We start from the raw sequence: 21,205 nt of genomic DNA, 5'->3' as shown, positions 1-21,205 counted from the left end.
ACGGGCGTCTCCCCTGCACCAGTCACGAACAGAACGGGAATCCACGTGCCGGCTCGTCTCCGAGGTGTCGCCCTCGTCCTCATGCTGTCCACAGTGCCGCTCGCCACGGCTCCTCCCACCACGGCGGCCGCGAGCGCCGTGCCGACCGCCGTGCCGACCGCCTCCGCCGACCGGGTCGCCACGACGTCACCGCTGCGACGCGACGTGCGGCTGGGCCACAAGCCGCTGCGCTACGACGAGAAGCGTCCGTCCGTCCAGCTGACCTTCTCCGGGCGCAAGGGGCAGCTCGTCGAGCTCGCCACCTGGCAGTCCTGGCCGCAGGACCCGTGCGTACGCAAGTCGCTGCGTTCGACGCGCGGCCGCCGGGTCGACAGCTGGGCCACCGGCTACTGGCGGTTGCCGCGGAAGGGCTCCTACACCGCGGTGCTGCGGCCCTGCGACGACATCGAGACCCCCATCCGCGTGCAGGTTCGCCGGACCGTGGTCCAGGACGCGTCCATCGACGGTCCGGCCACCACGGTCGGGCGCGACCCGGACGTCACACACCTGGTGCGCGTCCCGGTGGCGGCTGGTGAACGACTCTCCGTACGACCGAGCCGGACCCCGCGCCACCTCGTTCTGCCGGACGGCACCGTCGACGACGAGCTCGGCGGCTGGCTCCCACTGAGCAGTCCCGGGCGCTACTCCGTCGCCGCCCGTCCCGGCACCTCCGTGTCCGTGTCGCGGGCTCAGCGCCACACCGCAGTCCTGGACGGGAGTGCCGTGGCACTGGTCAACGCAGGCGTCGCCGCACGCGAGCACGTGGTGTCGTTCACGGCCCGCGCGGGCCAGTGGGTCTACCCAGAGCTGCTCGACGCCTCCGGCAGGTTGGTGACCGACGGAGGTGCCCGCACGCAGGTGCTGCGAGCCGACGGGAGCGTGGTGCGGACCCACACGATGACCCCCTGCCCGGGCAAGCCCGCGGCCGAGCCGTGCTCCTACCTCGTGTCCGGGCCGTGGCTGGTGCCGGCCGCCGACACCTACGAGATGGTGGTCGCCGCCGGCTCCGGGGCGTCCGACACCTTCTCGCTGCGGGTGCGCTCGGCCGCGACCGCACCGGCCCTCACGCTCGACGGCCCGGCCGTCACCTACACCTCGACGACCCCGGGACAGTGGGTGGTCGGCACCTACACCGAAGGCATCGTGGGCGGCACTGCGGTGGCACATGCCGGGCAGGCGTCCGCGTCCCTGTCGGACTGGCGGGTCTCGCTCCTCGCCGGCTACCCCAACGTGTGTCCGGTCCGGGACACCTCCAACGGCTGCCCGGACTAATTCTACAGCGCGCTCACGCCCGCCAGCCCGACGGTGGACGTGCCACAGGACGGCAACTCGGGGCCGGCGACGGTGGTCCTGACCGTGCCGCCGTACGTCACCGGTTCGCTCGAGGTGCGCCTCAGCAGCAGGTGACCCACCCGACAGGCAAAATCGCTCGGTAGTTCCGTCGATCCACGGACAGGACGCCGGGCGGGTGGGATCGTTCTCCACGGCGCGCCCCTTGCCGACCCCATGCGGCAAGGGGCGCCCAGTCCATTTCGGGTAGTTCAGGGCAAGCTGGTCGTCCCGGCGACCCCCGGACAGCCATCTCCCCCTGAACTACCGGATCACTCGACGGTGACCGACTTCGCCAGGTTGCGGGGCTTGTCGATGTCGTGACCGAGGTGCTGGGCCGCGTGGTAGGCCAGCAGCTGCAGCGGGATGGTCAGCAGGATCGGGTCGAGCTCCGGCTCGTTGCGGGGTACGTCGATCCGGCGGGCCCGGACCTCGCCGAGGTCCACGTCGGCGTGGGTGATCACGACGAGCGGACCCTGGCGCGCGTCGATCTCGTGCAGCGCGCCGATGTTGCGCTCGGTGAGCTCGTCGCGCGGCACCAGTGCCACCGTCGGCACCTCGGGGTCGATCAGCGCGAGCGGGCCGTGCTTGAGCTCGGAGGTCTGGTAGGCCTCGGCGTGGCGATAGCTGATCTCCTTGAACTTCTGCGCGCCCTCGCGCGCGACCGGGAAGCCGCGGACCCGGCCGATGAAGAACAGGCTGCGCGCCTCGGCCAGCTGCCGCGCGACCTCGACCAGGTCGGCCTCGCCGGCGAGGACCTCCTCGATCTGGGCCGGCAGCTTCTCCAGCCCGGCCACCAGCCGCTTGCCGTCCGCGATCGACAGGTCGCGCGTGCGACCGAGCTGGAGGGCGAGCAGGGCGAAGCCGAGGAACATGTTGGTCAGCGCCTTGGTGCTCGCGACCGCGACCTCCGGGCCGGCGTGCAGGTAGATCCCGCCGTCGCACTCGCGCGCGATCGCCGAGCCGACGACGTTGACCAGGCCGACGCAGCGCCCGCCCTTGCGGCGTACCTCCTGCACGGCGAGCAGCGTGTCGATGGTCTCGCCGGACTGGCTGACCGCGACGTAGAGCGTGTCGGGCTCGATGACCGGGTCGCGGTAGCGGAACTCGCTGGCGGCCTCGGCGTCGGCGGGGATCCGCGCCAGCTCCTCGATCAGCGCGGCGCCCATCTGGCCGACGTAGTAGGCCGAGCCGCAGCCCAGGATCTTCACCCGCCGCACCGCGCGGAGGTCACGCGCGTCCATGTCGAGGCCGCCGAGGTGCGCGGTGCCGAAGCGGTCGTCCAGCCGTCCGCGCAGCACCGCCAGCGACGTCGTGGGCTGCTCGAGGATCTCCTTGCGCATGAAGGACTCGTGCTCGCCTGCGTCGTACGCCGACGCGTCGATGTCGACCTCGCTCGCGGTCTTGCCGGTCGAGGCGAGGTCGCTGTGGCGCATCGTGGTGAAGCCGGCCGCCGTCACGGTGGCCATCTCGCCGTCGTCGAGGATCGCCACCGTGGTGGTGTGGCGCACGATCGCGGCGAGGTCGGAGGCGACGTACATCTCCTTGTCACCGACGCCGACGACCAGCGGGCTGCCGTTGCGGGCCACGACGATGCGGTCCGGGAAGTCGGCGTGGAGCACGGCGAGGCCGTAGGTGCCCACGACCGCGCCGAGCGCGTCGCGCACCTTGCCCTCGAGGGTGTCGGCGTCGCTGCGCGCGACCAGGTGCGCGATCACCTCGGTGTCGGTGTCGCTGGCGAGGGCGACACCGGCGTCGGTGAGCTCGGCGCGGAGCGTGGCCGAGTTGTCGATGATCCCGTTGTGCACGACCGCGACCCGACCGGACTCGTCCTGGTGGGGGTGGGCGTTGTGGTCGGTCGCGGGACCGTGGGTGGCCCACCGGGTGTGGCCGATGCCCGTCGTCCCGGCGAACCGCTTGGGCAGCGCGGTGGTCAGGTCACGCACCCGCCCGGCCTGCTTGACCACCTTCACGCCTCGCGCGCCGAGCACGGCGACGCCGGCGGAGTCGTAGCCGCGGTGCTCGAGGCGCGTCAGTCCTTCGAGGACGACGGGTGCCGCGTCCTGGCGGCCGATGTAGCCGACGATTCCGCACATGGTCTTCCTTCTCCTTCTCTGTCCGTAGATCTATCCGTAGACGATGCGACGCAGCTGGCGCTCGGTGAGCACGGGCGCAGCGACCACGCGCTGCTCGAGCTCCTCGGCGATCTGCGCGAAGATCTCGGGATTCTTCGCGCCGTACGTCTTGAGGTGGGCGTGCCGCGACCTGACGTAGTCCTCCACCGGTTGGGCGTGGAAGGCGATGACGTCGTCGATCACCCGTGCTGCCTCCCCGGGTGTCAGCGACGTGGTGGCGACGACGTGGGAGACGAGGGCGGGGTCGGGCACCCGTGAATAGTGCGCTCGCGTCCGCCGATGTGCCAAGTTCCTGCCCGAAATCGGGCAGATCCCATGATTCGGCGGCCGACAGACGTCGCTCAGCACCACCACTCCCGTCCCAAGTGGGGCACAGGGTCCGCCTCCGAGCGCTCAGTTGGTGCGCTGGTGGGGCATTCCGATGACGTCTGAGCGAAATGGGTGCGCGCCGGTGGGGACGTGGTACCTTGGGTGAACAGAAAGTGAACGGGAGGTGTCACATGAGCAAGCACCAGATGGCCGACGCACCGGTCTGCACCTGGGTAGCGGTCACGGACGCGTCCGGCCGCACGCGCATGGAGGCCCGCTGGACCACCGCCGCGAGCCTCGCCGTCGCAGCTGCCTGACCGCAGCCACCCAGATCACGAGCCACGCCCCACCGGGGCGTGGCTCGCTGCATGTCGGGGTCTCGGAAAAAGATGGCACCATCCGGGAATGAATGTGGACCGCGGTCCGTTACGGTGGTTGAAAGTTGTACAAACCACCGACTCCAGGAGCCCTCCGCCATGACCACCTCGTTCGACGCCCCCACCACCGCCATCGACGACATCTCCGGTGACTACACCCTCGACGTCAGCCACAGCCGCCTCGGCTTCGTCGCCCGCCACGCCATGGTGACCAAGGTGCGCGGCCAGTTCGGCGCCTTCACCGGCACCGCCCACATCGACGAGGCCACGCCCGCCAGCTCCAAGGTCGACCTCTCCATCGAGATCGCCTCTGTCGAGACCGGCAGCCCCGACCGCGACGGCCACCTCAAGTCCGGCGACTTCTTCGACGCCGAGACCTACCCGACCATGACCTTCACCTCGACCGACGTGTCGCGCGACGGCAGCGAGTGGACCATCACCGGCGACCTGACCATCAAGGACATCACCAAGTCCGTCACGATCCCGTTCGAGCAGACCGGCTCCGCCCAGGACCCCTTCGGCAACGTCCGCGTCGGCTTCGAGGGCGAGACCACCATCAACCGCAAGGACTGGGGCCTCACCTGGAACGCCGCGCTCGAGACCGGCGGCGTCCTCGTCTCCGAGAAGATCAAGCTCGAGTTCGACATCTCCGCCATCAAGAGCGCCTGACGCCGGCGCCACCGGGCGCCCCGCAGTCATCGAGTCGGCGCGTCTGTTCGCACCCGCGGGCAGACGCGCCGACTCGACGCATGTCCGGCGGACGTTCACGCCGTCTCGTCGCTTGCTTGACTGGATGGTAAAGTTCTCGCCATGACCGATGTCGTGCGCCGCCCCTCGACCCGCGACGCCATGGTGGCGGCCGCCGAGGCGGAGCTGCGCACGAGCGGGATGCTGTCGCTGGACAGCGCCGCCCGCGCCGCCGGGGTGACCAAGCCCGGCCTGATGTACCACTTCTCCACCAAGGAGGAGCTGATGACGGCCGTCCTCGACCGGGTGCTCACCCGCTACGAGGTCCAGCTCACCGCGGCGCTCGGCGCGCCGGACTTCGCGGACGCGCCGGTCGCGGACCGGATGCGGGCCTACGTCGGGTGGGCGTGCGCGGGCGAGTGCGAGTCGGGCGACCTGGTGATGTTCGCCGACCCGCGCCTGCGTGAGTCGCTGACCCAGCACTGGGCCGAGCGGATCGAGCCCTGGCTGCACGTGCCCGACGACGTCCCCGCCGAGCACCGCGCGGCGCTCCTGACGGCACGGCTGCTCGCCGACGGCGTCTGGTTCAACCTCGCCAGCGACCTGCTGCCGCTGGACGCCGCCGCGCTGGACGGCGTACGCGCTGCCGCGCTCGCGATGCTGGAGACCGTCGATGCGTAGCTGGTTCCTCCTGGTCGCCGCCGTCGCCTCCGAGGTGACGGCCACCCTCGCCCTCAAGGGCGCCCTCGACCGTCCGGCGCTCTACGTCGTCGTGGTCGCGGGCTACGTCGCCGCGTTCACGCTGCTGACGCTCGTCTTCCGCGCCGGCATGGGCCTCGGCGTGGCGTACGGCATCTGGGCCGCACTGGGAGTCGCCGGGACGGCCCTGCTGTCCGCGCTCCTCTTCGACGAGGCCGTCACGCCGGTGATGCTGGTCGGCATCGTGCTGGTCGTCCTCGGGGTGCTCGCCGTCGAGGTCGGGTCGCACCGCGCCCACCGGGGCGAGGTCGCGCCGTGAGCTGGCTCTTCCTCGCCGGCGCGATCCTGGCCGAGGTGGTCGCGACGCTCTCGCTGAAGGTCGCCTCGGCCGGCCGCGTCCGCTGGTACGCGCCGGTCCTCGTCGGCTACGCCGCCACGTTCGTCCTGCTGTCGCTGTCGCTCGACCGGGGCATGCCCCTCGGCGTGGCGTACGGCATCTGGGCCGCGGTCGGCGTCGCCCTGACCGCGCTGCTGTCCCGACCGCTCTTCCAGGAACCGCTGACGCCGACGATGGCCTTCGGCATCGTGCTGATCATCGCCGGGGTGCTGGCCATCGAGGTCGGCGCCACCCACTGACCTGACGCGTGCGTCAGCGGGGGTTCTTGCCCTGGTAGCCGCCGCCCTTGCGGTGGCCCTGGCCGCCGTGGCCGCCGCCGGGACGGCCGCGGTAGGGGCCCTTGTCGGGCGAGATCTCGATGAGCTTGCCCGAGATCCGGGTGCCGGCGAGTCGCTCGAGGGTGCCAGGCGGCAGCTGGGCCGGGAGCTCGACGATCGAGAAGTCCGGCTTGATCATGATGTGACCGAAGTCGCCGCGCGAGAGCCCGCCCTCGTTGGCGAGCGCCCCGACGATCTGGCGCGGCTCGACCTTGTGGCGCTTGCCGACCTCGAGGCGGTACGCCGCCATCGGCTGGCCGGTGCGCGACTCGCGGGGACTGCGGTCGGCCTTCCCACCGTGGGTCGGTCGCTCGTCGAAGGAGCGGGTGGAGCGCTCGGGCTCCGGCTCCAGCAGCAGCGGCTGCTCGCCGTGCATCACCGCGGCCAGCGCGGCGGCGACGTCGACCTCGGCCACGTCGTGCTCGCTGACGTAGTGGGACACCACGTCGCGGAAGAAGTCGATCCGCTCGGGCTGCGTGAGCGCCTGGGTGATCTGGTCGTCGAAGCGCGAGAGGCGCGTGGCGTTGACGTCGTCGACGGTCGGCAGCTGCATCTGCGTCAGCGGCTGGCGGGTCGCCTTCTCGATGGCCCGCAGCAGGTGGCGCTCGCGCGGCGTGACGAACGCGATCGAGTCGCCGCTGCGGCCCGCACGGCCGGTGCGGCCGATGCGGTGGACGTAGGACTCAGTGTCGGTCGGGATGTCGTAGTTGACGACGTGGCTGATCCGCTCGACGTCGAGACCGCGGGCCGCGACGTCGGTGGCGACGAGGATGTCGAGCTTGCCGGCCTTGAGCTGGTTGATCGTCCGCTCGCGCTGCACCTGGGCGACGTCACCGTTGATCGCCATCGCGCTGTAGCCGCGGGCGCGCAGCTTCTCAGCGAGGGTCTCGGTCTCGTTCTTGGTGCGGACGAAGACGATCATCCCCTCGAAGTTCTCCACCTCGAGGATGCGCGTGAGGGCGTCGACCTTCTGCGGGTAGGACACGATCAGGTAGCGCTGGGTGATCGAGGAGACGGTCGACGTCTTGTTCTTGACGGTGATCTCGACCGGGTCCTCGAGGTACTTCTTCGAGATCCGGCGGATCTGCGCCGGCATGGTCGCCGAGAACAGCGCGACGTGCTTGTCGTCCGGGGTGTCGGCGAGGATCGTCTCGACGTCCTCGGCGAAGCCCATGTTGAGCATCTCGTCGGCCTCGTCGAGGACGAGGAAGCGCAGCTCGGACAGGTCGAGGGTGCCCTTCTCGAGGTGGTCCATGATCCGCCCCGGCGTGCCGACGACGACGTGGACGCCGCGGCGCAGCGCGGACAGCTGGACGCCGTAGCCCTGGCCTCCGTAGATCGGGAGGACCTTCACGCCCTTCATGTGGGCGGCGTACTTCTCGAAGGCCTCGGACACCTGGATCGCGAGCTCGCGGGTCGGGGCGAGGACGAGGGCCTGCGGGGTCTTCTGCGACAGGTCGAGGCGCGACAGGATCGGCAGCGCGAAGGCGGCGGTCTTGCCCGTGCCGGTCTGGGCGAGGCCGACGACGTGCCGACCCTCGAGCAGCGGGGGGATCGTCTGCGCCTGGATCTGCGACGGGGTCTCGTAGCCCACGGCGGCGAGGCCCTTGAGGACCTCGGGCGAGAGGCCGAGGTCGGCGAAGGTCTGCTCGGGTGCTACGGGCTGCTCGTCACTCACCCGACAACGGTAGGGCTTCGCGCAGCAACTGGACATTCGGCGAGGGCCAAAATCGACGCGACAGGCCCAGACGTGAGGCAGCACACTCCGTCCATGCCCGAATCCATGCCCGACGCCGTGCCCGACTCCGTGCCCCCGCTGCCTCCCGGCCTCACCACGCGGCCGCTCCAGAAGTCCGACGCCCACGCCGTCTTCGTCCTGATGGCCGCGCAGGAGCAGGAGGACATCGGCGAGGTCGCCATCGAGGAGGCCGACATCGTCAGCGACTGGGCCAAACCGAGCCACGACCTCGGCGCCCGGTCGGTCGGCGTCTGGGACGGCGACACCCTGGTGGCGTACGCCGAGCTGATGGGGGCCGACCGCGCCGACACCTCCGTCCTGCCCTCCCACCGCGGTCGCGGGATCGGCACCTGGCTCGCCCACTGGCTCGAGGACCTCGGCCGCAGCCTGGGCTCCCCGGTCATCGGCATGCCCGTCCCGCAGGGCTCGCCCGGCGACCGGCTGCTGGAGGCCCTCGGCTTCCACGTGCGGTGGACCAGCTGGGTCCTCAAGCTCCCCGAGGGAGCCTCGATCCCCGAGCGCGACCTGCCCGCGGGCTACACCGTCCGGACGGCCGAGCCCGGCGAGCTGCGCGCCGCGCACGACGTGCTGGAGGACGCGTTCCTCGAGTGGTCGGTGCGCGAGCGTGAGTCGTTCGAGGACTTCGAGGCCGCGACGACCGGACGCCCGGGCTTCGAGCCCTGGAACATCCGCGTCGCCCTCGACCCCGACGGCGCGGTCGTCGGCGTCTCGCTGGTCCTGGTCTCGGACAACGGCTCGACCGGCTACGTCGACCGGCTCGCCGTACGCCGCGACCAGCGCAACCGCGGGCTCGCGCAGGCCCTCCTCGTGGACTCCTTCGCCCGGGCGCGCGAGCACGGCACCTCGACGGCAGAGCTCAGCACCGACTCGCGGACCGGCGCCCTTCCCCTGTACGAAAGGGTGGGAATGGTCGCAGAGAGCGTCTGGGTCAATCGGGGTCTGGAATTGACGACGACGACGGAAAACGCACTCTGACGCAGCCTCAGCAAAAGTTTCCGTCAAACCAACTGGTCTAGACCTGCGACTCGCCTGTGGAAACTTCACTCCTCTTGAGTCGTTCTTACCCTTAACATCAAGCGACGCCGGATCGGGCGGCGCCACGGCAGGGACGTGGGGTCCCTGTTTCGGCTTTTTTATGTGGGGGTTCCACGTGCAAGATCTTCATGCTTTGGTCGTCGAAGACGATCCGGACATTTCCTCGGCGCTGGTGGAGACACTGGAGGGCGCGGGTTTCCGCGTGACCTCGGCGCGCGACGGACGGGCAGCAGTGGACGTGGCGGCAGCCGATCCACCGGACCTGGTCACGCTCGACCTGACCCTGCCGCACATGGATGGCATCGAGGTGTGCCGCCGCATCCGGGAGACCAGCGACTGCTACATCGTGATCGTGTCCGCACGGTCCGACGAGGTGGACAAGCTGATCGGCCTGGAGGTCGGCGCTGACGACTTCGTCCTCAAGCCGTTCTCGCCGCGTGAGCTGCGGGCCCGCGTGGCCGCGCTGTTCCGGCGGCCGCGGTCGGCGATGGGTGGCGAGGAGGCAGGCTCGGCTCCGCACGTGCCGAGCCCGTCGCGGCCGGCCGACGAGCCGACGACGATCTCATGCGGCGCCGGCTTGGTCATCAACTCGGCCCGGCGCGAGGTGCAGATCGACGGCACGATCGTCGAGCTCACCCGCATCGAGTACGACGTCCTCGAGTACCTCGCCACGCACCTGTCGCGGGTGTGCACCCGCGAGGAGATGGTCCTGTCCATCTGGAGCAGCGCGCTCACCCACGACCACCACCTGGTGGACGTGCACGTGGCCAACCTGCGCGGCAAGCTCCGCCGGCACTCCGACGCGACGTGGATCCACACGATCCGCGGCATCGGCTACCGGATGGACCGCGAGGACCAGCCGCAGGACCGGCGCGCCGGCGGCGGCCCCTACCTCGTGGCGCGGATCGACTCCGAGGACTGGGCCCGCGGGCTCGACTTCTGAGCAAGCCGGCCGGTAGACCACTCCGCCCGACTGTCGGATAACGGACACGCGTCGGGCCACTCCCCCTAGCATCGGGAGTGGCTCGGCCGCGTGCGTCCGCCCGCACCGGGTCACGGGGGGTCCGACCGTGTTCCCCCGAGGCTCTTCATCCGGGGGGATGACATACATGGACAACCGACGTACGGCAGTCGTCGTCGAGGACGATCGCGACGTCGGCGACGCCATCTCGGGGCTGCTGCTCAAGGTGGGCTTCGAGGTGTCGATCGCCAGGAACGGCACCGACGCACTGGCGATGATCCGCGACGAGCGGCCCGACCTGGTCACGCTCGACCTGACGCTGCCCGACATCGACGGGGTCGAGGTCTGCCGCCAGGTGCGGCTCGTCAGCGACTGCTACGTGATCGTGGTCAGCGGCCGCACGGCCGAGCTCGACCGGTTGATCGGGCTCGAGGTCGGCGCCGACGACTACCTGGTCAAGCCGTTCTCGATGCGCGAGCTCCAGGCCCGCGTCGCCGCCCTGTTCCGACGCCCGCGCAGCAGCGAGCAGGTGACCAACGACGCGGCGCCCGCCGAGGCGTACGCCGTCGAGGTGCCGGGGACGGTCGACGGCCTCATCGGCTGCGACGACCTGCTCGTCGACGCGCGCGCCCGCGAGGTGCGGGTGGACGGCGAGGAGATCGAGCTGACCCGCACCGAGTTCGACCTGCTCGCGCACCTGGTCGGCCATCCCGGGGTCGTCGTGGCTCGCGAGGAGCTGCTCAGGGCGGTCTGGGCGACCGACTTCGTGCCCGACAGCACCCACGTGGTCGACGTGCACCTGGCCAACCTGCGCCGCAAGCTGCGTGACGCCTCGGCCGACAACCAGTGGATCCGCACGATCCGCGGCGTCGGCTTCCGCTTCGACCCCTGCTGCACCTGAGGGTCTGCTCAGCGGGCGCTCTCGCGCAGGGTCGCGCCGCGCGCACCGCGGACGGTCATCGATGCGCTGATCAGGGCGACCGTGCCGAACACGGCTGCGGCGAGCAGCGCCAGCACCACCAGGCGCAGCGGCGAGATCGTCGCGATCAGCGCGGGGGTCGCCAGCCCCTCGGCGTACCCCAGGGTCAGTGAGCGCAGCACGACGTACTGGGCGAGCGACCCGGCCAGGATGCCGGCGACGGCGGCGCTGCCGAGCACGACGCCGAGCTCACGGACGACGGCGACCATCACCGACGAGCGGGGTACGCCGACCACGCGGAGCGCGGCGGCGTCGCGGCGCCGGGCGGGCAGCTGCACGGCCGCGCTGACGAACAGCCCGGCGAGCGCCATCAGCAGCACCAGCCCGGCGACGACGGCGTAGAGCCGGAGTGCGAGGGCGTACGCGCTCTGGTCCAGGACGTGCCGCTCCTGGGCGAGCGTCGTCTCGACCGTCATGCCGGCGCCGGAGAGGGCGTCGGTGATCGAGGCGGGGGCGCCCTCGCGCTGGAGCACCCGCGCGTCGAAGTTGCTGTCGTAGACCGGGCGGTCGGTGATGAAGGACGAGTAGTCGACGAGCAGGCCCGCGGGACCGACGAAGGGCATGCCCTCGATCTCCCCGACGGGACCGACCGGGATCAGGCCCAGGCCCCCGTCGAGCTTGTCCAGCGCGGTCTGGCGCACCTTGGGTCCCATGAGGGCGGGCCGCTGCCGGACGATCCCGCCGGCCGTCAGCCGGGCCATGCCGACCGAGTCGCCGGTGTCGAGGTCGAGCTCGAGGTGGCCGTCGGTCACGCGCAGGTCGGTGATCGCGCTGCGCACCGCCGGGTCAGGGGTGGGCACCCAGGCGGCTCCGTCGATCGCCCCGTCGATCGGCTCACCGTCCGCGTCGATGGAGAGCACCGTCGCCGAGCCCGACATGGCGGTGTTGGTGCCGGCGCCACCTCCGAGCGTCATGCCCTCGATGGGGCACGGCAGGTCGCGGCACCACGGCACCTTCGCCGACCGGGTCACCTCGCCGGGGCCGTAGGGGCCGAGGTAGACCTTGAGCGGGATCCCGTCGCGGCGACCGAACCGCACCTCGAGGGCCAGCGGTCGCTCGCTCTGGACGTCGCTGTCGACCGTGACCGAGATCCGGCGCCCGGAGAACGTCGGCACGACGCCGGGCGGCTCGATGTCGGCGGCGACCTGCTCCACGTCGAGGCCCGGGCTCCAGGTCGGCGGCCAGGTCGCGACCCGCGCCAGCCGGTCGGCGTCGACCACGGAGAAGTGCGCCCCGGGGTTCAGCACCGAACCGGCCGCCATCACCCACTGCCCCTCGGGGTCGATCTGCCGGGTGAGCTCGAGCGTCTCGGCGAAGGTCACGGGCGAGTGCCACGTGGTGTCGGCCGGCGAGAGGGTGGCCGCGACGCTGGTGCGCCAGGTCGCGGCCGAGTCGTAGACCCCGGCGCCGAAGACCGCGACCGCGATCGCTGCCGTGATCGGCAGGATGACGAGGGTGCCCTCCTGGCGCCGCGAGATCGCGCGCGAGGAGACGAAGCCGCTCAGCGAGCGTCCTCGCGAGCGGCCGGTCCACCAGGTGGCGAGGACGGCCGTGAGCTTGGTGGCGGCCAGTCCGGCGACCACGGCCAGCAGCACGGGGAGCAGGAGGTCGGTGACGTCGGGGTCACCGCTCGCGGGGTCGGACAGCTTGCTCAGCAGGACCGCGGCGGCGAGGGCGACCAGCGTGAGCTGGGCGATGACGGACCAGCGGCGCGCGGCCACCGGACGGCGTACGCCGCTCAGCTGGGAGGCGAGCGACTCGCGCACCACCAGGCCGATGGCGACGCACGCGACCGCGACGGCCGCCAGCAGCACGAGCGCGGCAGCGATCCAGCTCGCGACACCGACCGGCAGGGGCAGGCCGGGGACGAGCCACGCGCGGGTCAGCAGCAGCCCGCTGCCCAGGCCGAGCGCGACGCCGATCGGGGTGGCGATCAGCAGGATCGTCAGCGGCTCGGCGAGGCCGAGGCCCCACAGCCGCCGGGAGTTCACCCCGCGCAGCGAGGCGAGGGCGAGCTCGGGGACGCGGAGCTCGCTGGCGGCGGTGAGCAGCCGCATCAGCAGGGCCAGCGCCACGAGCACCAGCGACAGGACGGCCGGGGCGATGGAGCTGCGGGCGGTGGACTGCTGTGACTCCACCTCGTCGACCACGGCAGCCAGGTCGTTGGTGCTGTCGTCGGCCAGCGTGCCGCCGTCGACCTCGACCCCTTGGTCGTCGGGCAGCGACGCGGCCGACCGTGCGGCGACGCCCAGCTCGGCCGGGGTGATGTCGGCGGGGACGTCGAGGAAGGTGTCGACGCGGACGTCCCACTGGCCCATCGCCTCGACGGTCTCGGGGGTCGTGATGATCGGTCCGGGCGAGTACGGCGTGTAGGGGCCCGTGTCGGTCACCATCTCGTTGGTGATCGTCAGGCGCCGCGGCACCAGCCAGTCGGTGGCCTCGGCGGGCGTGACGTAGGTCCCGACGACGGTGACCTGCCGGAGACCGGGACGCGGAAGGCCCAGACCCTGGAGCGCGGGCGGTTCGAAGCCGACGAGGTCGAGCGGTTCGCCGATCGTGGCACCGGCCCGCTTCGCCGCCGTCTCGAGCAGCAGGACCTCGCCCTCCTTCTCGGGGCACCGGCCGGTGACCACGAGGGCCTCGCAGGCGTCCTCGCGTGCCCAGAACTGCACCGAGCCGCGCAACGCCATCAGGCGCTCCGACTGCACGATCGCCACCGTCTGGCCCCACGGACCCTCGTTGCGCGACTCGGTCGCGGCGACGGCGTCGCGCGCGGCCTCCGTGCTCGAGGCCTGCGAGTCGGGCGTGAAGACCCGGCTGAGGCCGGTCAGCGCCGGCGGGGCCTCGCGGAGCCGGGTGACCAGGTAGGAGTTGGTGACGGCCCCGGCGAAGATCGGCCCGAGCACGGCGGACGCCACCGCGAGTGCGGTGAGCAGGACCGATCCGGCGCTGAGGAGGGCGCGGGCGCGCACGCCCCGCAGGATCGCGCCGAGCATCCCGAGCATCGGCGTCACCCCTCGCTCTCGCGGAGCAGGCTCGGCCGTGTGGTCGAGGCGCGCACCGACCGGGCGCGGCCCCCGACGAGGACGACCACGGCGGCAGCGAGCACCGCGGGGACCACCAGCGGCACGAGGTGCGGTGCGGTGTCGATCGCGAGGGCGGCGACCGGGAGCGTGAGGAGCGGAAGACCGGCGAGGAGCAGGGTGACGGCGAGCCAGCCACCGGCGACCACGGCCGCGAGCACCAGCAGGGTGAGGCTGGCGAGCTCGAGTCGTCCGGCCCTGCGCACGGTGTCGGTCGAGATGCCGACCACGCGCAGGGATGCCACGTCGCGACGGTAGTCGCGCAGGTGCCGCGCCACTCCGGCGGCCAGCGCGAGGAGGGCGACCAGGGCACAGGCGAGTGCCGTGAGGGCGTACGCCACTGCCTGGGCGCCGCCGTGCGTCCGGTTGAGCCGGTCGCGGACCGACGCGAAGGAGCGCCACGACGTCCCCGTGGCCTCCGCGACCTGGTCGAGCATCGCCTGCGGGGTGCCGGCGGCGGCGACGATCTGCACCTCGGCGGCCGGGACGGTCGGGTCGGACCCGACGGCGGAGGTGCGGAGGTCGGAGAGGACGCCGATGCTCCCGAGGAGCGGCATCGACTGCGCCACCCCGAGGACGTCGGTCTCGCGCTCGTCGCCGCCGAGGTCGAGGGCCTGGGGCTCGTCCTCGTCGGCGACGAGGACGGGCACCGGGGTGTTGCGCGACTCGTTGATCAGGCGGAGCGAGGAGTTGGGCAGGAGGGTGAGCTCGAGCGCGTCGGGCAGGTTGACCAGGAGCATCCGGTCGATGGTGTCGGGCGGCAGGAACCGGTCCCCGAGCGCTGCTGCCACGGACGACGGGTCGGGCAGCCACGTGGACCGCGCCAGGTTGGTGTCGCCGACGGTGATGGCGCCGACCCGTACGCGGAACGGGTCGATCGTGTAGATGCCGGTCAGGTCGCGCGACACCTCGAGCCCCGTGACCAGGCAGCCGTCGGCGCAGTCGCGCAGCCGGACCGTCTTCTCGACCCGGGCGCCCTCGCGGTCGAAGCCCATCGTGGCGGTCACGGTGCCCGACACGTTGTCGGTGCTGACGTAGGAGAGCCGGACGACGAGCCGGCTCGCCTGCGCCCGGCCGAGGCGGGTGCCGTCGGGCGCGGTGAACACCTGCGGCGCGGGCAGGGTCGTGGCGGTCGCGGCGACGGTGAGCCGCTCGCCGGTGACCTGGAGCGGTACGGCGTCGGTGCCGAGGCGCTCGACCGCGTCGGACGCGGCACGGGCGGGCGTGCCGTCGTAGAAGCCGCCCACCACGGCGTCCCAGCGGCCGGAGTCGACGTAGGCCCTACGCTCGGCGAGGCGGCCCTCGTTGCGGACGATGGCGGTGGCGATCAGGTGGTCGCCCTCGGGGTCGATCGCGTCGGTGAGGTCCACGGCGCCCATGGCACCGACCTCGGTGGCCTCAATGGTGCGGGCGCCGGGCACCTCGACGCTCGCCTGCTCCTCGGTCCACCGGTCGACGCTGACCGCGCCGCTCAGCGCGAGGGATCCCACGACTGCGGCGGCCACGACGAGGCGTACGGGCGTGACGAGGTCGTCGGCGCGGGCCAGGCGGCGGGCCGCGAGGAAGGCACCCATGCCGCGTCGCTCGGTGGCGGGGGTGAAGGTGCGGGCCGCGATCCGGACCACCCAGATCGCGACCTGGCCGAGGGCCAGGCCGACGAGTGCCGGGCCGAGGAGGACGAGCACGTCGGGCTCACCGGCAGCGGACCGGCTGCGGTAGGCCGCGACGCCGGCACCGATCAGCACCAGGAGGCTGAGGAAGACGGCCAGGGTCGTCGCGCGGCGCGGCCGGCGGCGCTGGGCCACCTGGACCGACAGCGGCTCGCGGAGCGCTGCCGCGGCGGAGAGACCGACGATGACCAGCCCGACGGCCGCGATCGCCGCGGCGGCGAGGAGCGCGGGGCGCGCGAGCGGCGCCGACGCGTCATCGAGCCAGGTCGCGGTCGCGAGCACCGTCCCGGCGGCGCCGACGGCCAGGCCGAGGAGCGTGCCGACGACGATCGCGAGGAGCGGCTCGACCAGGAGGAAGCGCCAGAGCCGGACGCCGTGGATGCCGCGGAGCCGGGCCAGCCCGATCTCCTCGCGCCGGGCGACGGCGAGCTCGGCGCCGATGCTCGGCACGGCGACCGCGCCCAGCAGCAGGAGCGGCGCGGTCAGCCAGCGCGACGTCCCCGCCGCCTCGGCGAACTGGAGCACGGTGACCGCCCCGGCGACGACGACCAGCGCCATCAGCACCAGGGACGTCAGCGCACCGCGACGACTCCAGATGCCCCGGAGGACACGACTCATCCGACGACCCGGCCCTCGTCGAGCGCGATGTGCAGGTCGCAGGCCTCGACGACGGCGGGGTCGTGGGTGGCGACCACCACGATCGCGCCGCGGGCCGCCTCCTCGCGGAGCTCGCCGAGCACGACGCCCCGGTTGCCCTCGTCGAGCTCGGACGTCGGCTCGTCGGCCAGCAGCACGTCGGCACCGACGACGAAGCCGCGGGCGCAGGCGACGCGCTGCATCTGGCCGCCCGACAGCTCCTCGACCTGCCGCTCGCCGAGGTCGGCGATGCCGAAGCGGGCGAGCGCCGCCTCGGCGGCCTCGTCGGCGTCGGCGGGCGTGGTGCCGCGGGCACGCAGGGCGATCGACACGTTCTCCCGCGCGGACAGGATCGGGACCAGGCCGTAGACCTGGAGGATGAACGCGACCTCGGGCCGCGGGTCGCCGCCGCCGGTCCACATGTCGAGCTTGCCGTCGCTGCCGTCGAGCTCGACGGTCCCGGACGTCGCCTGCAGCAGGCCGCCGGCGATCGAGAGCAGGGTGGTCTTGCCCGAGCCGCTCGGGCCCGACAGCGCGGTCACCTTGCCCGCCGGGAACGAGACGCTCACGTCGTCGAGCAGCGTGCGGCCGGCGACGTACGTGATCGAGTCGAGCGCGAGCCCGCCGACGTGGTCGCGGCCACTGAAACCGCCGAGGGTGCTCACTGGTGGCTGCCTTCGCTGCTCGCTCGGGTCACGATGATCCGGCCCTGCTCGTCGTCCTCGAACCGCACCAGCGTCCCGGGCGGCCACTCGGCCGCGATGTGGCCGGGCAGGTGGAGCACGCCGTCCTCGCCGACGACGGCGTACTCGGAGCCGCCGTGGCCCTCCGCGCCGACGCGGCCACCCTTCATGGTGACGGTGCGCGGGAAGGTGGCGGCGACCTCGGGCTGGTGGGTGACGACCACGATCGTGGTGCCGAAGTCGTCGCCGAGGGAGTGGATCAGGTGCAGCACGTGGTCGCGGTCGGCGTGGCTGAGCTGGCTGGTCGGCTCGTCGGCGAGCAGCAGCCGCGGCGCGGTCGAGACGGCGCAGGCGAGGGCGAGGCGCTGGCGCTGGCCGCCGGACATCGTGGAGACGACCTGGTCGGCCTGCTCGACCAGCCCGACGCGGTCCAGCAGCTCGACGTCGACCAGCGCGTCGTCGCGCTCGCTGCTCGACAGCGACAGCCGGGCGAACGCGATGTTCTGGCGCGCGGTGGCGTACGGCAGCAGGTTGCGGGTCGCGCCCTGGAGCATCGTCGACACCTGGCGCGAGCGGATCCGGGCGAGGTAGCGCTCGCCCATCCGCGAGACCTCCTCCTCGCCGAGGAAGATCTTGCCGGCGCTGGGGCGCTGGATGCCTCCGAGCAGCGCGAGGAGGGTGGACTTGCCCGAGCCGCTCGGACCAAGGAAGGCGACGCGCTCACCGGCGCGGATCGTCAGGTCGACGCCGCGCAGCGCGACGACGTCGTGGCCACCGAACGTCTTGTAGAGATGGACGACACCCTCGCACCGGATGCCGAGCCCCCCGGTGCGGGTCTCCTCGACCGTGGTCGCGCTTCCCCGCACGTTCTCCCCATCTCTGTGAAACAAACGGCCTTCAAGATACATAACTGTCGTACCTTGAGCGCATGGTGATTCGCGTGGCTCTCGTGAACGACGACGAGGTGGTCGTCCGTGGGCTCGACGCGATGATGCGCAACTACAGCCACCGCGTCGAGGTCGTCGAGCTGGTGGCGGGCAAGCCGGTCGCCCAGCCGGTCGACGTGGCGCTCTACGACACCTTCGGGATGGGCCAGGGCAACGGTCCCGCCGTGCAGCGGCTGGTCGAGAGCCCGCAGGTGCGCACGGTCGCCGTCTACACCTGGAACTTCCAGCCGTGGCTGACCCGCGACACCCTCAGCACCGGCGTCCGCGGCTACCTCTCCAAGAGCCTCCCGGCCTCCCGGCTGGTCGACGCGCTGCACGCCATCTCGACGGGCCAGGTCGTGGTCTCGCCCTCGCGCGGCCGTTCGTCGCTCGTCGGCGGCGACTGGCCCGGCCGCGAGGAGGGGCTGACCGCACGCGAGGCCGAGGTGCTCTCGCTCATCACGATGGGCCTCAGCAACCAGGAGATCGCCGAGCGGACCCTGCTGTCGCTCAACTCGATCAAGTCCTACATCCGCTCGGCCTACCGCAAGATCGACGTCGACTCCCGCTCGAAGGCGGTGCTCTGGGGCGTCGAGCACGGCATGCGCGCCGACCGCGTCCGGATCAACGGGTCCCCCGCTCGCCACTGAGCAGGTCCCCGAACACAAGTCCCCGGATATCCGGGGAGATGCCCGCTTCGAGGTAGAGATCTCTACCTGTAAGTGGCTAGGTCACCGGATATCCGGTGACCCACCCGATGGCCGTACCCTGCACCGGTGACCGAGCAGCCCCCCGCACCCGAGCCGGGGATCGCCCCCGAGGACCTCGAGGCGACCCTGCGGGTGCTGGCGACGCTGCACCACCTGCCCGGCGACCACCCCGACCACATCACGGTGAAGCGGGCCGCGTCGCACATGTACAAGTCGATCAAGTCGGAGCGGAAGCTCCAGAAGCGCGCCGCCGAGCTCGCCCACGACCGCGCGATCATCGAGCGCACGGCGACCGGGTCGCCGATGCGGATCGACGACGAGACCGCCGGCATCCCGCTCGTCTCGACGACCGTCGGCGCGTTCGCCGGCGAGCTCGCGGTCGCGCGGGGCTGCTACATCTGCAAGCAGGACTTCACGCTCGTCGACGCGTTCTACCACTGGCTCTGCCCCACCTGCGCGGCCACGAGCCACGCGAAGCGCGACCAGCGCACCGACCTCACCGGCAAGCGCGCGCTGCTCACCGGCGGCCGCGCGAAGATCGGGATGTACATCGCGCTCCGCCTCCTCCGCGACGGCGCGCACACCACGATCACGACGCGCTTCCCCAAGGACGCCGTCCGCCGGTTCTCCTCCCTGCCCGACGCCGCCGACTGGATCGACCGGCTCAAGGTGGTCGGGATCGACCTGCGCGACCCGACCCAGGTCATCTCGCTGGCCGACGACGTGTCGGCCGCAGGGCCGTTGGACATCCTGATCAACAACGCGTGCCAGACCGTACGTCGTACGCCCGGCGCCTACGCGCCGCTGGTCGAGGCCGAGTCGTTGCCGCTGCCGGAGGACTCGATCCCCGAGCTGGTCACCTTCGACCGGATCTCCGAGGCGCACCCGGCCGCGATCGCCGGCGCGCTCACCGACACGGCCGTCGCGCACCACCTCGGCGAGAGCGACGACCACGCCCTGGCCGCCCACAACGCAGCGACGCTGACGGCGCTCGCGCTCAAGGCCGGTCACGCCTCGCTCGACGCCCACCTCGCCGGGACCGCCGTCGACGCGGGCGGCCTGCTGCCCGACATGCAGGTCAACAACTCGTGGACCCAGACGGTCGGCGAGGTCGACCCGCTCGAGCTCCTCGAGGTGCAGCTCTGCAACTCGATCGCCCCGTTCCTGCTGGTCTCCCGGCTCCGGCCGGCCCTCGCCGCGGCTGCCTCGACCGCGGCGTCCGGCAGGGCGTACGTCGTCAACGTCTCCGCGATGGAGGGGCAGTTCTCCCGGCGCTACAAGGGCCCCGGCCACCCGCACACCAACATGGCGAAGGCCGCGCTCAACATGATGACCCGGACGTCGTCGGGCGAGATGTTCGAGACCGACAACATCCTGATGACGGCCGTCGACACCGGCTGGATCACCGACGAGCGCCCCCACCACGAGAAGCTCCGGATCGCCGCCGAGGGCTGGCACGCGCCCCTCGACCTGGTCGACGGCGCGGCCCGGGTCTACGACCCGATCGTGCTCGGCGAGGCCGGCACCGACCTCTTCGGCTGCTTCGTGAAGGACTACCAGCCCTCTCCCTGGTGAGGTCTTCCCCTCCGGGGGCGGACACGTGTCCGAGATGTGGTCCCCCACCAGAAGGCCCAGGGGCAACGTCGCGGACACGTGTACGCAGGCCTGCCGCGGCGACCGAGTCCCGCTGAGGGTGGCGGCGCACGACATCTCTCCCGCCGTGGGTGGCGGCGGACGACATCGGACGAGCCCGTTTCCTTGTCGTACGCCGCCACCCACCGGCGGCCGGATGTCGGATGCCGCCACCCAGCGCCTGCTGGTTGACTCATCCGCATGACGAGTCTCGAGACCGCCGAGGAGTTCCACGCCCGGGTCGCCGCGGCGACCGACGACGAGGGCCGGTTGCCCGTCGCGATCGAGCTGATGCCGGGCTGGGACATCTTCCCGTTCGAGCTCGACGGCCTGCGGATCAAGCCGCTCGAGCCGCTCTCCGACAACGAACCGCCCCGTCGCGGTGAGGACCCCGCCGACTGCCCCTGCCAGCAGCCCGAGGACCCGGAGCGGGCCGCCCGGTTCGCCTGGAGCAACGAGCGCTGGGTGCTCGTCGACGGCGGGATGAAGCTGCCCGTCACCCTCCTCCTGCAGCCCCGCGCCCACCACGACCTCGCCGACCTGCCCGACGACCTGGCCGCCGAGATGGGCATCCTGATGGTCGCGATCGCCAAGGCGGTCGAGAGCCTGCCGAGCGTCGGGCGCTGCCACGTCGGCCGCTACGGCGACGGCGGCGCGCACCTGCACCCGTTCTTCTTCGGCCGGCCGGCGCGCATGCCGCAGCTGCGGGGCTCGTGCGTCCTGGACTGGGAGGAGAACCTCCCCGACATCCCCGACGACGTACGCCGGGCCAACGCCGCCCACGTCGGCCGCCTGCTCGTCGAGCGCCTCGGCGGCACCGGTCCCGCGTGGGAGGCCTGAGC

General features: G+C 72.1%; 19 protein-coding genes. 12 read left to right on the top strand and 7 right to left on the bottom strand.

All coding sequences use genetic code 11. The features are described from left to right. The first annotated feature begins 81 nt into the window (after positions 1-81). On the top strand, positions 82-1,311 hold the full coding sequence (locus tag JI751_RS03960) for a hypothetical protein (RefSeq protein WP_201933615.1): 1,230 nt from the start codon (positions 82-84) through the stop codon (positions 1,309-1,311). 329 nt (positions 1,312-1,640) lie between these two features. Here the strand turns inward: JI751_RS03960 and glmS are convergent, their stop codons facing one another. Beyond that, a complete protein-coding gene (gene glmS / locus JI751_RS03955) occupies positions 1,641-3,464 on the bottom strand; it encodes a glutamine--fructose-6-phosphate transaminase (isomerizing) (RefSeq protein WP_201933614.1) in 1,824 nt (607 codons plus the stop codon). A 30-nt stretch (positions 3,465-3,494) separates the two neighbouring features. Further along, entirely contained in the window at positions 3,495-3,755 is a 261-nt protein-coding gene (locus JI751_RS03950; RefSeq protein WP_201933613.1) for a hypothetical protein, read from the bottom strand. A gap of 248 nt (positions 3,756-4,003) precedes the next feature. On the opposite strand from JI751_RS03950, the gene JI751_RS21400 reads away from it, so the two are divergent. The 5 genes from JI751_RS21400 to JI751_RS03930 all read left to right on the top strand — a co-directional run bounded on the left by JI751_RS21400 (position 4,004) and on the right by JI751_RS03930 (position 6,211). Then, the gene (locus tag JI751_RS21400) at positions 4,004-4,129 is read left to right on the top strand and encodes a hypothetical protein (protein ID WP_269090346.1); all 126 of its coding nucleotides are present in this window, start codon (positions 4,004-4,006) and stop codon (positions 4,127-4,129) included. 159 nt (positions 4,130-4,288) lie between these two features. Beyond that, positions 4,289-4,858: a YceI family protein gene (locus JI751_RS03945; RefSeq protein WP_201933612.1), complete on the top strand. Its 570-nt coding sequence runs from the start codon at positions 4,289-4,291 to the stop codon at positions 4,856-4,858. A gap of 141 nt (positions 4,859-4,999) precedes the next feature. Continuing rightward, on the top strand, positions 5,000-5,557 hold the full coding sequence (locus tag JI751_RS03940; RefSeq protein WP_201933611.1) for a TetR/AcrR family transcriptional regulator: 558 nt from the start codon (positions 5,000-5,002) through the stop codon (positions 5,555-5,557). Next, the gene (locus JI751_RS03935) at positions 5,550-5,894 is read left to right on the top strand and encodes a DMT family transporter (RefSeq protein WP_201933609.1); all 345 of its coding nucleotides are present in this window, start codon (positions 5,550-5,552) and stop codon (positions 5,892-5,894) included. Before JI751_RS03940 ends, JI751_RS03935 begins: the two co-directional genes overlap by 8 nt. Beyond that, complete coding sequence (locus tag JI751_RS03930; RefSeq protein ID WP_201933606.1) at positions 5,891-6,211, top strand: DMT family transporter; 321 nt, start codon at positions 5,891-5,893, stop codon at positions 6,209-6,211. Before JI751_RS03935 ends, JI751_RS03930 begins: the two co-directional genes overlap by 4 nt. Before the next feature lie 13 nt (positions 6,212-6,224). On the opposite strand, the gene JI751_RS03925 is transcribed toward JI751_RS03930, so the two are convergent. Next, positions 6,225-7,967 carry a DEAD/DEAH box helicase gene (locus JI751_RS03925; RefSeq protein WP_307813800.1) on the bottom strand — a complete coding sequence of 581 codons (1,743 nt, stop codon included), beginning with the start codon at positions 7,965-7,967 and terminating at the stop codon, positions 6,225-6,227. Between the two features lie 93 nt (positions 7,968-8,060). Here JI751_RS03925 and JI751_RS03920 point away from each other — a divergent pair, with 93 nt between their 5' ends. From JI751_RS03920 to JI751_RS03910, 3 genes are all read left to right on the top strand, one after another. Beyond that, positions 8,061-9,023: a GNAT family N-acetyltransferase gene (locus JI751_RS03920; protein ID WP_236665536.1), complete on the top strand. Its 963-nt coding sequence runs from the start codon at positions 8,061-8,063 to the stop codon at positions 9,021-9,023. 160 nt (positions 9,024-9,183) lie between these two features. Then, positions 9,184-10,026 carry a response regulator transcription factor gene (locus JI751_RS03915; RefSeq protein WP_269090345.1) on the top strand — a complete coding sequence of 281 codons (843 nt, stop codon included), beginning with the start codon at positions 9,184-9,186 and terminating at the stop codon, positions 10,024-10,026. Positions 10,027-10,192: 166 nt separating this feature from the next. Then, positions 10,193-10,945 carry a response regulator transcription factor gene (locus JI751_RS03910; RefSeq protein ID WP_201933598.1) on the top strand — a complete coding sequence of 251 codons (753 nt, stop codon included), beginning with the start codon at positions 10,193-10,195 and terminating at the stop codon, positions 10,943-10,945. A gap of 8 nt (positions 10,946-10,953) precedes the next feature. On the opposite strand, the gene JI751_RS03905 is transcribed toward JI751_RS03910, so the two are convergent. The 4 genes from JI751_RS03905 to JI751_RS03890 are packed head-to-tail and all read right to left on the bottom strand — an operon-like array spanning position 10,954 to position 17,961. Then, positions 10,954-14,028, bottom strand: coding sequence for an FtsX-like permease family protein (locus JI751_RS03905; protein ID WP_201933597.1), 3,075 nt, complete (start codon positions 14,026-14,028; stop codon positions 10,954-10,956). Positions 14,029-14,033: 5 nt separating this feature from the next. Next, positions 14,034-16,394, bottom strand: coding sequence for an FtsX-like permease family protein (locus JI751_RS03900; RefSeq protein WP_201933594.1), 2,361 nt, complete (start codon positions 16,392-16,394; stop codon positions 14,034-14,036). Further along, positions 16,391-17,077 carry an ATP-binding cassette domain-containing protein gene (locus tag JI751_RS03895; protein WP_201933591.1) on the bottom strand — a complete coding sequence of 229 codons (687 nt, stop codon included), beginning with the start codon at positions 17,075-17,077 and terminating at the stop codon, positions 16,391-16,393. The genes JI751_RS03900 and JI751_RS03895 overlap by 4 nt, the downstream gene beginning before the upstream one ends. Continuing rightward, positions 17,074-17,961, bottom strand: coding sequence for an ABC transporter ATP-binding protein (locus JI751_RS03890; protein WP_307813797.1), 888 nt, complete (start codon positions 17,959-17,961; stop codon positions 17,074-17,076). Before JI751_RS03890 ends, JI751_RS03895 begins: the two co-directional genes overlap by 4 nt. Positions 17,962-18,035: 74 nt before the next feature. On the opposite strand from JI751_RS03890, the gene JI751_RS03885 reads away from it, so the two are divergent. The 3 genes from JI751_RS03885 to JI751_RS03875 all read left to right on the top strand — a co-directional run bounded on the left by JI751_RS03885 (position 18,036) and on the right by JI751_RS03875 (position 21,203). After that, positions 18,036-18,671, top strand: coding sequence for a response regulator transcription factor (locus JI751_RS03885; protein WP_307813794.1), 636 nt, complete (start codon positions 18,036-18,038; stop codon positions 18,669-18,671). 126 nt (positions 18,672-18,797) lie between these two features. Further along, positions 18,798-20,306 carry an SDR family NAD(P)-dependent oxidoreductase gene (locus tag JI751_RS03880; RefSeq protein WP_307813791.1) on the top strand — a complete coding sequence of 503 codons (1,509 nt, stop codon included), beginning with the start codon at positions 18,798-18,800 and terminating at the stop codon, positions 20,304-20,306. Positions 20,307-20,564: 258 nt separating this feature from the next. Further along, positions 20,565-21,203: an HIT family protein gene (locus tag JI751_RS03875; RefSeq protein ID WP_201933576.1), complete on the top strand. Its 639-nt coding sequence runs from the start codon at positions 20,565-20,567 to the stop codon at positions 21,201-21,203. The last annotated feature ends 2 nt before the right edge of the window (positions 21,204-21,205 follow it).

The sequence above is a fragment of the Nocardioides baculatus genome, from assembly GCF_016735675.1.
In the GTDB taxonomy this organism is placed as follows: Bacteria; Actinomycetota; Actinomycetes; order Propionibacteriales; family Nocardioidaceae; genus Nocardioides; species Nocardioides baculatus.
This window is presented reverse-complemented; position numbering and strand designations above follow the sequence as displayed.